At 67.4% G+C, this 12,934-nt stretch carries 9 protein-coding genes; 3 read left to right on the top strand and 6 right to left on the bottom strand.

What is annotated here, in order from left to right; all coding sequences use genetic code 11:
• Positions 1-9: 9 nt before the first annotated feature.
• From AC1DYU_RS17990 to AC1DYU_RS17970, 5 genes are all read right to left on the bottom strand, one after another.
• Complete coding sequence (locus AC1DYU_RS17990; RefSeq protein ID WP_476792819.1) at positions 10-879, bottom strand: urease accessory protein UreD; 870 nt, start codon at positions 877-879, stop codon at positions 10-12.
• Positions 880-993: 114 nt separating this feature from the next.
• Complete coding sequence (locus tag AC1DYU_RS17985) at positions 994-1,887, bottom strand: PfkB family carbohydrate kinase (protein WP_476792818.1); 894 nt, start codon at positions 1,885-1,887, stop codon at positions 994-996.
• Positions 1,884-2,312, bottom strand: coding sequence for a type II toxin-antitoxin system VapC family toxin (locus AC1DYU_RS17980; protein WP_158485468.1), 429 nt, complete (start codon positions 2,310-2,312; stop codon positions 1,884-1,886). Before AC1DYU_RS17980 ends, AC1DYU_RS17985 begins: the two co-directional genes overlap by 4 nt.
• Positions 2,312-2,557: a type II toxin-antitoxin system VapB family antitoxin gene (locus AC1DYU_RS17975; protein ID WP_158485469.1), complete on the bottom strand. Its 246-nt coding sequence runs from the start codon at positions 2,555-2,557 to the stop codon at positions 2,312-2,314. The genes AC1DYU_RS17980 and AC1DYU_RS17975 overlap by 1 nt, the downstream gene beginning before the upstream one ends.
• 62 nt (positions 2,558-2,619) lie before the next feature.
• Positions 2,620-3,069 (bottom strand): VOC family protein, encoded by a 450-nt coding sequence (locus tag AC1DYU_RS17970; RefSeq protein WP_158485470.1) that lies wholly within the window; start codon positions 3,067-3,069, stop codon positions 2,620-2,622.
• Positions 3,070-3,219: 150 nt separating this feature from the next.
• On the opposite strand from AC1DYU_RS17970, the gene AC1DYU_RS17965 reads away from it, so the two are divergent.
• From AC1DYU_RS17965 to AC1DYU_RS17955, 3 genes are all read left to right on the top strand, one after another.
• Positions 3,220-4,665, top strand: coding sequence for a cation diffusion facilitator family transporter (locus tag AC1DYU_RS17965; RefSeq protein ID WP_476792817.1), 1,446 nt, complete (start codon positions 3,220-3,222; stop codon positions 4,663-4,665).
• 139 nt (positions 4,666-4,804) lie between these two features.
• Complete coding sequence (pepN, locus tag AC1DYU_RS17960) at positions 4,805-7,450, top strand: aminopeptidase N (protein ID WP_476792816.1); 2,646 nt, start codon at positions 4,805-4,807, stop codon at positions 7,448-7,450.
• 213 nt (positions 7,451-7,663) lie between these two features.
• Positions 7,664-9,958 (top strand): PAS domain-containing sensor histidine kinase, encoded by a 2,295-nt coding sequence (locus AC1DYU_RS17955; RefSeq protein WP_476792815.1) that lies wholly within the window; start codon positions 7,664-7,666, stop codon positions 9,956-9,958.
• Between the two features lie 15 nt (positions 9,959-9,973).
• On the opposite strand, the gene AC1DYU_RS17950 is transcribed toward AC1DYU_RS17955, so the two are convergent.
• On the bottom strand, positions 9,974-12,928 hold the full coding sequence (locus AC1DYU_RS17950) for a bifunctional [glutamine synthetase] adenylyltransferase/[glutamine synthetase]-adenylyl-L-tyrosine phosphorylase (protein WP_476792814.1): 2,955 nt from the start codon (positions 12,926-12,928) through the stop codon (positions 9,974-9,976).
• Positions 12,929-12,934 lie beyond the last annotated feature (6 nt).

Below are 12,934 nucleotides of genomic sequence, written 5' to 3'. Positions count from 1 at the left end.
ATGCTCTCCTCAAGTTGACCAGGTGCGCGGCAGCGCACGGCCGGTCAGATGCCCGAGCAGCGTGACGAGCACGCGACGCAGAGCCTGGGCATCGGGAGAGAGCAGTCGGATCACGAGCAGGTCCGAGACGATGCCGGCACCAAGCTCGACAGCGCGCGCGGAGGCCTCATCGCCGCACGCCCGGACCTGTTCCAGCCTGTCCTGCAGATCCTGGCCGGCCAGATCTTGGCCGGCAACGACGATCGTGGCCCCGGCGCGGGCGCCCGCCCCCACGGCCAGCCGCGCCAGCGTCTCGGAGACGGCGCCCTCAAGCCGCAGATCCTCGGCGAAAACCAGCTTGCCCTCGCGGCGGATGCGCCAGCGATCCCGCAGAGCGCCGCGCAGCATCGTCTCGCCCATGGCGCTGCGGCCGAAGAACACGGCCTCGGAGGCGATCAGGCGGGCATCGGCGGCGAGATCAATCGTCAGGCTGCGGGTGAGCCGCGCGCCGGAGAACAGGATGCTCTCCTGCGGCAGCCAGGCGAGGCTCGCCCCGGCCCCGACCGACAGGGTGGTCTCGACGCGGGTGTCCGAGCCCTGGCTGCGATAGATCTTCTCCGCCGCCTGGGAGGTGACCACCGCGTCGGCACCGGGCTCCAGCGTCACGGCGACGCGCATGGCGTCGCCGCCGGCCATGCCGCCGCCAGTGTTGATCAGCACGGCCTCGCTGGTCGTGTCGAAGGTGGTCGGGAAGCGGGCGCGGTAGCCGCCGGATTCCGCCACGTCCAGACGGTGCGTCTGGGCGCCGACACGCCCGAAGCGCAGCCGGACACCGCCTGCGGCGCGGACATAGGCCGGAAGAAGTGGATCACTGGCTGCCGGAACGGGCGGCGCGAACATGGAGGATCCCGGAACGAAGAACGCCGCCAATCTTCCGCGCGCCCGTTTGCCGGGCAAGGGCCTGCGCGACCCGTGCTGCCCAAATTTCAGGCAACGTTTTGCGTCACGGACCTATCAGCCTGCTGCGGCGAGGAACTCCGCAACCTCGTCGCGGCGTGGCGCACCCGCACGCCCGCCAAAGCGGGTGCATTTGATCGCAGCAGCGGCTGAGGCGAAACGGATCGCGGCGCGCTCGCCCTGCCCCTCCGCCAGCGCCAGTGCAAAGGCGCCGTGCCAGACATCGCCCGCACCGAGCGTGTCGACGGTCTCGACCGTGAAGGCAGGAATATGAGCGATCTCCCCGTTCTCGACGAACAGCACGCCGTCCTTGCCGAGCGTGACGGCGAGCCAGGTCGGACCATCTTTCGCCAGCCGAGCGAGCCCGGCGCCCGGGTCGTCCTCGCCGGAGAGTTCGGCCAGCGCCTGGGCGCTGAAGGCGACATGGCTCGCGGTCGCCACGAGATCGGGATGGGGCGGCTTGCGGTCGCCGTCGAGGACACCGGGAACACCCGCCGCCCGCGCCAGCCGCAAAGCCGCGAGCGCGCCCCCGCCCCAACGGGTATCAGCGAGCACGGTACGGGCTTCAGCAGGCAGCGTCGTGGGGAGCCAGTCGGTATCCTCCGGCATCTCCGGATCGGAATAGGAGATCACCATGCGCTCGCCCTGCGCATCGACCAGGATGGCCGAGACCGGCGAGCGCAGGCCTGCGACGCGGCGAGCGAAACTCGTCTCGACGCCTTCCCGTGCCAGATCGACAACGATCTCGTCCCCGGTCAGGTCATCGGCGAGGCGTGTCGCCAGCCAGCAGCGACCGCCGAGCCGGGCGATCGCAACCGAAGCGTTGCCGGCGCAACCGCCGCCGACCACGGCCAGCCCCTTCGAGCGGTACTTCTCGCCACGCGTCGGCATGGTCTCGACGCTGTAGACATAGTCGAGCGTCGAGATACCCAGGCAGAAGACGCCGGTCATGGACGGGACGGGGCGTCGCCCGGTCCGAAGCGGACGCCTTCGATATCGGTATGGATGAAGTCGTTGCCCTTGTAGGCGAGCTTCAGCCCCGATGTCCGGGCGCCTGCATAGGCGAAGCAGTCGCCCATGTTCAGACGCGCGGGATGCCCCGTGAGGTGATGATAGCGGGAGGCGCAGGCATGGGCGGCCCTCATGGCCGGCTCCCCGATCTCGACGATCTCGCCCTTAACGTCATCGACGAACTGCATGACGACGGCGAGAGCCTCATCGAATGTTGCCCCTTGGCCTGCCAGCCTGGACGAAGCCTCGAACACCGCCAAAGCGGACGATCTGATTCGTGCCGACAAAGCGATCGCTTCGAGAGCCGCGTTTCCCTCCTGCTCCTTGAGCAGAACAGCCAAAATGACCGAGGCATCGAGAAACATCAGGCGTCGCCATATTCGCGGTCGAAGAACTCCTTATGGGACAAACCGTCATCCTTGAGATTGAAAGTCGCAATACGGGCGCGCGCTTTCTCAGCCGCGTCAAAGACGAGTTTGCGCCGTTCGGCACGCCTGTCCAGTTCAAGGCGCACGGCCAGACCGATTGCGCCTTGAAGAGTCAGGCCGTCCTGTTCAGCGAGTTCACGAATGTCGCGATCGATCTGCGCATCCCTGACGAGAATTCCCATGACCGGCTCCCTGATATCACCTTATGATATCAGGGAGTGATATCAGCGACAATAGACCCGGATCACCAGACCCCGATGTTCGCCATGCTCAGCCACGGCTCGGCCGGTGCTTTCGGATCGCCCTTCTGCAGGATTTCGATCGAGATATTGTCGGGCGAGCGAACGAAGGCCATGTTGCCGTCGCGCGGCGGGCGGTTGATGGTGACGCCGGCCTTCATCAGCTTGTCGCAGGTGGCGTAGATGTCATCAACCTCATAAGCGAGGTGGCCGAAATTGCGGCCGCCGGTATACACCTCGGGGTCCCAGTTGTAGGTCAGTTCCAGCGTCGGGCGGCCGCGCGAGCCCGTCGCCTTGACGGTATCGAGATCGTCGGGGGCCGCGAGGAAGACCAGCGTGAAGCGGCCCTTCTCGCTTTCGATACGCCGCGTCTCGATCAGGCCGAACTTGGTCACGTAGAAGTCGAGCGCCGCATCGAGATCGGTGACGCGGACCATGGTGTGGAGATATCGCATCTTGAAGGTCCTCTTCGGCCGGCATTGAGGGGCCGGGCTCGTTCCAGCTTTAAGTCCGCAAGGGAGTGCGGGTTGATCCTACCCGTGAATCGGGCGAAAGCATCCCCGCTCCGGAAGACACTTCCAAGACGCAAGCGCGCAGGACAGGCCATGACCTCAACGCAAGGCGGTCCGGACGGTAAGCCTGTTCGCGCCACGCCGGCCCAGATCGCGCAGATCAAGCAGCGCGCCGCCATCCTCTCGGTGATGGCGACCCTGCTCCTGACCGGCGCGAAGATCGTCGGCGCGATCCTGTCGGGCTCGCTCGCCCTGCTGACCGACGCGCTGCAGGGGCTGATCGATGTCGGCTCGACGCTGTTCACCTGGTTTGCCGTGCGCGTCTCGGACAAGCCGGCCGATGACGAGCACCATTACGGCCACGGCAAGGTCGAGGCGCTGGCCGCGCTGGTCGAGACCGGGATCCTGTTCACGCTGGCCGGCGCGATCCTGTGGGAGGCCGGCAACCGGCTCTGGACCGGCCTCATCGAGCATGTGCAGGTCACGCCTGTGGTCATCGGCATCATGCTCTTGTCGATGGTCGTCGATGCCATTCGCTGGCGCTCGCTGACCAAGGTCGCGAAGGAGACCGGCAGCGAAGCGCTGGCAGCCGAAGCGACCCATTTCTCCACCGATTTCGTCGGCTCGGCGCTGGTGCTCGCGGGGCTGATCGGGGTCTGGTACGGCATCGCGCGGGCCGACACGATCGCCGCCTTCGCGATCGCCGCCTTCACCGCGCTGTCGGCCTACCGGCTGGCGCGCCGGACCATCGACGCCCTGCTCGACGCCGCGCCGCAGGGCGTCAGCGAGCGGCTGCGCGGGACGGCCGAGGCGGTGCCGGGCGTCGTCGGCGTCAACTGGCTCAAGGTCCGACCGATCGGCGGGCGCGTCCATGGCGAGATCGGGATCAGCGTCTCGCGCACGCTGCCGCTCGAGCGTGTCGCCGCGATCCGGGAGGCTCTGGCGGCGGAGTTCGAGCGCATCGAGCCCGGCGTCGAGATCGCCGTGACGGCCGACCCGGTGCAGGTCGACGACGAGACGGCGCTCGAACGCGTGCTGCTGATCGCGCTCAAGCTCAAGATCCCGGTGCACCACGTCACCGTCCACAGCATCGGCCCGCGCCTCTCGGTCAGCCTCGACATGGAGGTCGATTCAAAGCTGCCGCTCGGCCATGCCCATGAGATCGCGACGCGCCTCGAATCGGCGATCCGAGCCGAATTCGGCGGCGATACCGAGGTCGAGACCCATATCGAGCCGATGGAGACCGAGACGCCGACGGGCCACGATGCCGCCTGGGATACGGTCGAGGACATCGGCAAGGCGCTGGCGGGCGAGACGGCACAGCGAAACGGGCCGATCCACGACATCCACAGCGTCAGGGTGCGCCAGACCCAGAACGGGCTGGTGGTGAACTATCATTGCCGCGTCGATCCCGCGCTCGACGTCGCCTCCGTGCACGCCGCCGTCGACCAGATCGAGCGCGCGGTCAGGATTGCCCGGCCGCAGGTCTGCCGCCTCGTGAGTCATGCAGAGCCCGCGATCGGGACCGCGACAAGCTAGCGGCAAGCCCCGCCCTTTCAGCGCGCCGGCGAGCCAGCTACAGACGAGCCAGAGGGACTAGATTGCAAAGACACGCAATTGTCCGTGTCATTTGCTACTCCGTCAATTTGCCCGAACACGCGGCCTTTCAGAGTTTGTCATGCGCTCCGACGATACCCCGCTGATCCGCCTCGAGGATTACCGCCCCTCCGACTGGCTGATCGATACGGTCGACCTCGACATCAGCCTGCACCCGACCAAGACGCGGGTGCGGGCGCTGCTGGGTTTGCGGCCGAATCCAGCCGGGCGACCAGGCGCGCCGCTCGTTCTCGACGGCGACGAACTCTCGCTGAGCGCACTGAGGCTGGACGGGCTGCTGATCGACGACAGCGCCTACAGCGCCACGGCGCAGGCGCTGACGCTGCATGAGCCACCGCGCAGACGCTTCACGCTGATGATCGACACCCATGTCGACCCATCCGCCAATACCAAGCTGATGGGGCTCTATCGCTCGTCGCGGGTGTATTGCACGCAGTGCGAGGCCGACGGCTTCCGCCGGATCAGCTATTTCCTCGACCGTCCGGACGTGATGTCGGTCTATACGGTGCGACTCGAGGCGGCGAAGCTCGAGGCGCCGGTGCTGCTTTCTAACGGCAATCTCGTGGCCGCCGGTGAAATGCCCGGCGGCGAGCGCCATTTTGCCGTCTGGCACGACCCGCACCCCAAGCCGGCCTATCTCTTCGCGCTCGTCGGCGGCGCGCTCGATCATGTCCGGCAGGACTACGTCACCGCCGATGGCCGCAAGGTCGAGCTTGCCGTCCATGTCGAGCCGGGCAAGGCCGGCCGCGCCGGCTGGGCGATGGATTGCCTGGTGCGCTGCATGCGCTGGGACGAACGTGTCTTCAGCCGCAACTACGATCTGGACGTGTTCAACGTCGTCGCCGTCTCGGACTTCAACATGGGCGCGATGGAGAACAAGGGCCTCAACATCTTCAACGACAAATATGTATTGGCCGACCCGCAGACGGCGACCGACGGCGATTACGCCTCGATCGAGGCGATCATCGCGCATGAGTATTTCCACAACTGGACCGGCAACCGCATCACCTGCCGTGACTGGTTCCAGCTCTGCCTCAAGGAGGGCCTGACCGTCTTCCGCGACCAGGAATTCTCGTCCGACGAGCGCTCGCGCCCGGTCAAGCGGATCGCCGATGTCCGCACGTTGCGCTCGACCCAGTTCTCCGAGGATGCCGGGCCGCTGGCGCATCCGGTCAGGCCGCGCGCCTACAAGGAGATCAACAACTTCTACACGCCGACAGTCTACGAGAAGGGCGCGGAGGTGATCCGCATGCTCAAGACCCTGGTCGGCGACGAGGCCTTCCGGGCCGGCATGGATCTCTATTTCGAGCGCTGCGACGGCACGGCTTCGACGATCGAAGCGTTTCTCGCCTGCTTTTCGAAGGTCTCCGGCAAGGACCTCAGGCAGTTCGCGCGCTGGTACGAGCAGGCCGGGACACCGACGATCGTCGCCTCGGGCCGCTACGATGCCGCAGCCAGGACGTACACGCTCGACCTCGCCCAGACGACCGCGCCAACGCCAGGCCAGCCCGACAAACTGCCGGTCGTGCTGCCGGTTGCGCTCGGCCTGGTCGGCAAGGCCGGCGACCTGCCGCTGAAGACCGGCTCCGGCGCCTATGCCAGCGACGGCGTGATCGTGCTCGACCAGCCCTCGCTGAGTGTGACGTTCGACGATGTGGCGGAGCCGCCCATCCCCTCGCTCCTGCGCGGGTTCTCGGCGCCGGTGCGGCTCGAACTCGATCTGGCCGATGCCGACCTGCTGCGGCTGTTCTCTGCCGACAGCGATTCCTTCAACCGCTGGCAGGCGCTGCAGAGCGTGGCGAGCCGGGCGCTGGTGAGCGCCGGGCGCATGCACGGCAGCGACGACGCCCTGATTGCGACGGCTGCCGAACTCGCCGAAGCGCTGGGTGATTTCCTGCATATCCAGGCGCCGGCCGACCCCGCCTTCGCGGCGCAGGTGCTGCGCCTGCCGGTGCCGGCCGACATCGCCCGCGAGATCGGCCGGGACGTCGATCCGGATGCGATCCATGCCGCTCATCGCCGCCTCGCGGCGGTGATCGGCCTGCGACTGCGCCCGCATCTCCTAGAACTGCGCGAGGTTTTGGACACGTCAGCGCCGTATCGGCCCGATGCGGCCTCCGCCGGCCGGCGCGCGCTGCGCAACGAAGCTCTCGGGCTGATCGCACTGGCCGATCCGGATGCCGGCGCCCGTCTCGCCGAAGCGCAGTTTGCGGCAGCAGACAACCTGACCGACCGGCTGGCTGCGCTGGCGGCGATGACGCTGGTGCCCGGCGATGCCCGCGAGGCGCTGATCACGCGCTTCAGCAAGACCTATGCGGCCGAGCCGCTGGTGCTCGACAAATGGCTGATGGCGCAGGCGCTGATCGCCGAACCGAGCACGCTCGACCGGGTCAGGGGCCTGATGCAGCACCCCGCTTTCTCGCTCGGCAACCCCAACCGGGTGCGGGCCTTGATCGGTGGCTTCGCCGCCAACCTGACCCAGTTCAACCGGCCCGACGGAGAGGGCTATGCCTTCGTCGCCGACATGGTCGTCGCGCTCGACCGGACCAACCCGCAGGTCGCCTCGCGCCTGCTCGGTTCGTTCAAGAGTTGGCGCATGCTGGAGCCCACCCGCAAGGCGCTGGCGGAACAGAAGCTCGCTATGGTGGCCCAGACGCCGAGCCTCTCGCGGGACGTCGCCGACATCGCCGAAAGGGCCCTCGCCTGAGCCTCGATTCGCTCACCTGTCGGCAAGGTTAACGTTTCATTACCCGCTCAGGATTCATCCGACTCAGCCATGCAACCTGAAGATGAATTCGTAAGGCGATACTCAACTCAAGGCTAGACAAAGCGACCCCTGCGGATTCTATTGAACGTGATTCGCGGGGATGCGGCACGTCTCCCGATCTGCTGACGGTAAAGTATCCGAAGGGGGACGGGCATGACGCGTGCCAACGCGAGCTGCGCAACTGTGCGCGCAGATACGATTCTGGGCGTAGCGAGATCGCTGACACATCCGCTGTATCAGCGGTTCGAAAGCCTCGAGCCCACGTTCAGGACCGTCATTCCCGGACTGGTTGCGCTGTTCATCATCATCCTCGCGGCAGGCGCGGCGATGCAGACCACGGCCATGCGCGAAGACGCCTTGCTGGACGCAGCAGGCGAGATCGATCTGGTGTCCGCCCTGCTGGCGCGGGACCTCGACAACGCAACCCGCACGGGCACGGAACCCTCCAGCGTGCTCTCTGCGCTGGCCTCCCGCCATCTCGCCGCGCAGGGCCGTATCGTCCATGTGAGCAGCGAAGACGGCCATCTCATTGCGAGCGAGCCCGTCATCGGACAGACGCAGCGGACGCTGGTCGATTTCCTCGGCCAGACCCAGCCGCTGACGGTGTTCGGCGATCGCGCCGGCGTCATGCGGATCACGCTGCCCGGCGGCATGGAGGTCCTCGCCGCCGTCAGGAACCTCGCCGCCCCCCTCGGCCAGGTCGCCGTGATGCAGCCGGTTTCGCGGGTGCTCTCGACCTGGCAGCAGCGTCGCAGCGGCCTCGCCTTGCTCTTCGCCATGGCCGGCATCGTGCTCACCGCGATCACGGTCGGCTTCGTCCTGCAATCGCAGCGGGCCCGCGCCGCCGACGAGGATTGCGACTGCGTGCGCGAACGCATCGATACGGCGCTCAACCGCGGCCATTGCGGCCTCTGGGACTGGGATCTGGCGCGCGGACGCATCTACTGGTCGGATTCGATGTACGCCATGCTCGGCTATGACCGCACCGGCCAGTACATGTCCTTTGGCGAGGTCAGCGGCTTCATCCATCGCGACGACGTCGATCTCTATGCTTTCGCCGATGCGATCAGCCGTGGCGAGGCGACTCATCTCGACCAGGAATTCCGCGTCCGCGACAGCGCCGGCAACTGGATCTGGTTGAAGGCCCGCGCCGAACTCGTCACGGATCGCCGCACCCGTTCGCAACATCTCGTCGGGATCGTGGTCGACATCTCCGAGCAGCGCCGCATGGCCGAGCGTACCGCGACCGCGGACAGCCGCCTGCGCGACGCCGTCGAGGCGATCTCCGAGGCCTTCGTGCTCTGGGACGCAGATAACCGCCTCGTGCTCTGCAACGCCAAGTACCAGCAATTGCACCAGCTCCCCTCCGAACTGGCCCAGGGTGGCGCCAGCCATGACCAGATCATGCTGCTGAGCGCACAGCCGAACATCGACCGCAAATCGATGCGCGCGCTCCACAGCATCGACGGCGCCTCGTCCTATGAGGCGCGCCTTTCGGATGGCCGCTGGCTTCAGATCAACGGCCGGCGCACCAAGGATGGCGGCTCGGTCTCGGTCGGCACCGACATCACCAAGCTGAAGCAGCAGGAAGAACGGCTGACCCAGTCCGAGCATCAGCTCCTCATGCATGTCACCGACCTCAAGGCCTCGCGCCAGAAGCTCGAAGCGCAGGCGCAGCAGCTCGCCGACATGGCCGAGCGCTATCTCGAACAGAAGGCGGCGGCCGAAAGCGCCAACCGCGCCAAATCCGAATTCCTGGCCAATATGAGCCATGAGCTGCGCACGCCGCTGAACGCCATCATCGGCTTCTCCGAAATCATGGAGAACGGCATGTTCGGGCCGCTCGGCGAGAAATACACCGACTACGTCCGCGATATCCGTTCCAGCGGCGGCTATCTGCTCGGGATCATCGACGACATCCTCGACATGTCGCGTCTCGAATCCGGCAAGGTGAATCTCGAAAAATCCGACATCTCGCTCGGGCTCGTCATCAACGAGGCGGTTCGCAAGTCGCAGGACGAGATCGACCGCAAGCGCCTCGCGCTGACCATCGAGGGAACGCAAGACGCGCATCTCGAGGCCGACCCGCACGCGCTCTACCAGATCCTCGGCAACCTGCTGGACAACGCAGTCAAGTTCACGCCGGATGACGGGCAGATCGCCATCCGCGTCCGCCAGGTCCCGGGCGCTCTGAACATCTTCGTCGAGGATACCGGCATCGGCATCCCCCGGGACAAGATCGAGCGCATCGGACGGCCCTTCGAGCAGGTCGAGGGCGACCTGACCCGCAGCTACAAGGGCTCGGGGCTGGGCCTCGCCATCGCCCGCTCGCTGACAGAGTTGCATGGCGGCTCGCTGCGCCTGCGCTCCGCGATCGGCGCCGGCACCATCGTCATGGTCCATCTGCCGCTTGAAGGAACGGGCCGGGCCATCGCCCGGGCCGCGTAAGCGTCCAGCGCGCCCTCAGCCGGCCCGCGCTGCCGCCAGGACCCGGGTGAAGATGGCACGCACTCCGGTGCGGATTTCGTCAAGCTCCGCCCTGAGCACCTTCGTATCGGGCCGCCCGAGGGCCGTCGCGATCCGGTTGAGGACGCGGGGCGGCACGGCGGCGGGATCGAAGGCCTCCTCCACCGTAAAGCGCTGCCAGAGCTGGACATCGCCGATCAGCCGCACCGCATGCTCCAGCGCCGCCCCATCCGCCCCCGCCAGCAACCCGGCCTCCCGGGCCGCGGCGAAAATGGACGCCGTGTCGCGCGCCAGCAGACCGGGATGGTCACAGGAATAGGCGAGCACGAAGAACTGCGCGAGAAAGTCGAGATCGGTCAGGCCGCCGAGCGCGAGCTTGAGATCCCAGGGATTCTTCTCGCCCTTCTCCCTGGCGATCAGCGCGCGCATCTCCGCCACGGCGGCCGCAACCTTCGCCGGCTTGCGACGACGGGTCAGGATCGCCCGGATCGAAGCTTCGGCGCGCGCTGCCAGTTCCGCATCGCCCGCGACGACACGGGCGCGCGTCAGCGCCATTTCCTCCCAGATCTCGGCCTCGCCCGCGTGATAGGCCTCGAAGCCGGCGAACTGGGTCGCGGCCGGGCTCTTGCCGCCGGAGGGCCGCAGCCGCATGTCAACCTGGTAGAGCGTGCCGCGCCGCGTCGGCACCGTCAGCGCCGCGACGAGCCGCTGGGTGAAGCGGACGTGCCAGGTGACGGGATCGAGCGCTTTGCCGCCGTTGCTGGGCTCGGCATCCTCGGGCCGGTCATAGAGCAGGATCAGGTCGAGATCGGAGGACGGCGTGAGTTCGCCGGCGCCGAGGCGACCGAGGCCGAGCACGACGCTTTGCGCACCCTCGACCACGCCATGGTCAGCCGCGAAAGCTTCGCGCGTGTCGGCGAAGGCGACACGCAGGCAGGCCTCGGCCACGGCGCAATAGGCCTGGGCTGCTGCCTGCGCGGAGTAGACGCCGGAGAGAAGCCGCGCACCGACCAGGAAATTCTCCTGCCGCGCCGCATCGCGGAGCCGGTCGAGCCCGTCCTCGACGCTGGGCGGCGGCGCACCGACGACGCTGCGGATGCGCCGTGTCAGCGCGTCGCAATCGAGCGCAGCCTGGCCGAAGGCGGGATCAATGACGCCGTCGAGGACATGAGGATGCAGTTCCGCGACCTTGGCCAGGCGCGGCGCGCTGCCCAGGATTTCGGCAAACAGTGTCAGCAGCGAGTCGTGCGAGCGCAGCAGGGTCAGGAGCTCGACCGCGGCCGGCATGCGCACGAAGGCATTGTCGAGATGGGCGAGCGCGCCGTCGGGATCGGCGGTGCGGCCGAGCGCGACGAGCAGCGCCGGCGTCAGCTCGGTCAGGACCTCGCGGGCCCGCGCGCTCGTCACGGCGGAGCGGCGGCCGAAATGCCAGCCGCGCACGGTCTCGGCCGCGATCTTCGGGGTGCGGAAGCCGAGCTTCTGCAGGGTCTCCAGCGTGTCGGGGTCCAGCTCCGTCCCGGTGAAGCTGAGCGTGCCGGCTTCACTCGCCAGACTCGGCCCTTCCTCGAAGAGCAATGCGTAGTGGCCCTCGACACGCCTTGAGTGGGAGGTCAGAGCCTTGCCGAAAGCCGCCGTCGAGCGATAGCCGCAGAAGCGGGCGAAGGCTTCCAGATCGTCCGCCTGCTTGGGCAGGGTCTGAGTCTGCTCGTCATGGCGCATCTGCAGGCGGTGTTCGATGGTGCGCAGCCAGCGATAGGATTCCGCCAGCTGATCGCGTGCCTGCGGCGTGATCCAGGCCTCCTTCGTCAGCTCGCCCAGCATCTCCAAGGTGCGCGGCCCGCGCAGGGCGGGCCGCCGGCCACCGAAGACGAGCTGCTGCGTCTGCACGAAAAACTCGATCTCGCGGATGCCGCCTCGGCCAAGCTTCACATTGTGGCCGGCCACCGCGATGGTCTCGTGGCCCTTCACCGTCTGGATCTGGCGCTTCATCGCGTGAATGTCGGCGATGGCGGCGAAATCGAAATATTTGCGCCAGATGAAGGGGGCGAGATCGGCGATGAAGCGTCGGCCGAGCGCGACGTCGCCGGCAACGGGGCGCGCCTTGATCATCGCCGCGCGTTCCCAGTTCTGGCCGACCGTCTCGTAATAGGAATAGGCCGAGGGCAGCGCGACCGCGACATGGGTCGAGGCCGGGTCCGGCCTCAACCGCAGATCGACGCGGAAGACGTAGCCCTCCGGCGTGCGCTCCTGGATGATGCGCGCGATCTGTTGCGTGAGCCTGACATAGAAGCTCGTCGGCTCGGCGACGCCGGCGGCTTCCGCCACCTCGGGATCGAAGAAGACGACGATGTCGATATCGGAGGAGTAGTTCAGCTCGCCGGCACCATGCTTGCCGAGCGCCAGCACGACCAGACCGGAGCCCTCCCCCGGCTCGGCCGGGTTGGCCAGGCGGATACGGCCGAGATCGGCCGCCTGCCGCAGGACATGGTCGCTCGCCAGCCGCACCGCCATGTCGGCCATCGCGGTCAGAGCCGATGTGACCGTCTCGACATCCCAGACGCCGCCGATGTCGGCAAGCGCGATCAGGAGCGCCATCGCCCGGCGGAAACGGCGCAGCAGGCGCATCAGCTCAGGCGCGTCGGTCGCAGCCGTGCCCTGCGCGGCGATGTCGGCGAGCAGCGCGTCGCGGCGCGCTCCGGGCTCACTCGTCAGGCAGGCGAGCAGGCTGGCCGGGTCCTGCCGCATGATCTGCGTCAGGAACGGTGCGTGAGCGAGGATGCCCGCGACGAGCGCGGACGAGCGCGGATATTCAACGAAATGCGCCTTCAGCGCTTCCGCCGCCGTCTCGTGATGGAGGCGCTCGATCAGCTCGCGCGCAAGCAGCGTCTCGACGCGGGCCCGCGCCGGAAGGACCGGCGCAGCTTCCAACCTGTCACAGAGCCGCTCGGTCATTCCGCA

Source organism: Allobosea sp. P2_B12, from assembly GCF_056404835.1.
Note: the sequence above shows the minus strand (reverse complement) of the source record. Positions and strands in the feature narration are given on the sequence as shown.

Coding starts and splice junctions, on each gene's coding strand:
- AC1DYU_RS17990 (WP_476792819.1), bottom strand. CDS start 879: ATGTTCGCGCCGCCCGTTCCGGCAGCCAGTGATCCACTTCTTCCGGCC.
- AC1DYU_RS17985 (WP_476792818.1), bottom strand. CDS start 1,887: ATGACCGGCGTCTTCTGCCTGGGTATCTCGACGCTCGACTATGTCTAC.
- AC1DYU_RS17980 (WP_158485468.1), bottom strand. CDS start 2,312: ATGTTTCTCGATGCCTCGGTCATTTTGGCTGTTCTGCTCAAGGAGCAG.
- AC1DYU_RS17975 (WP_158485469.1), bottom strand. CDS start 2,557: ATGGGAATTCTCGTCAGGGATGCGCAGATCGATCGCGACATTCGTGAA.
- AC1DYU_RS17970 (WP_158485470.1), bottom strand. CDS start 3,069: ATGCGATATCTCCACACCATGGTCCGCGTCACCGATCTCGATGCGGCG.
- AC1DYU_RS17965 (WP_476792817.1), top strand. CDS start 3,220: ATGACCTCAACGCAAGGCGGTCCGGACGGTAAGCCTGTTCGCGCCACG.
- pepN (WP_476792816.1), top strand. CDS start 4,805: ATGCGCTCCGACGATACCCCGCTGATCCGCCTCGAGGATTACCGCCCC.
- AC1DYU_RS17955 (WP_476792815.1), top strand. CDS start 7,664: ATGACGCGTGCCAACGCGAGCTGCGCAACTGTGCGCGCAGATACGATT.
- AC1DYU_RS17950 (WP_476792814.1), bottom strand. CDS start 12,928: ATGACCGAGCGGCTCTGTGACAGGTTGGAAGCTGCGCCGGTCCTTCCG.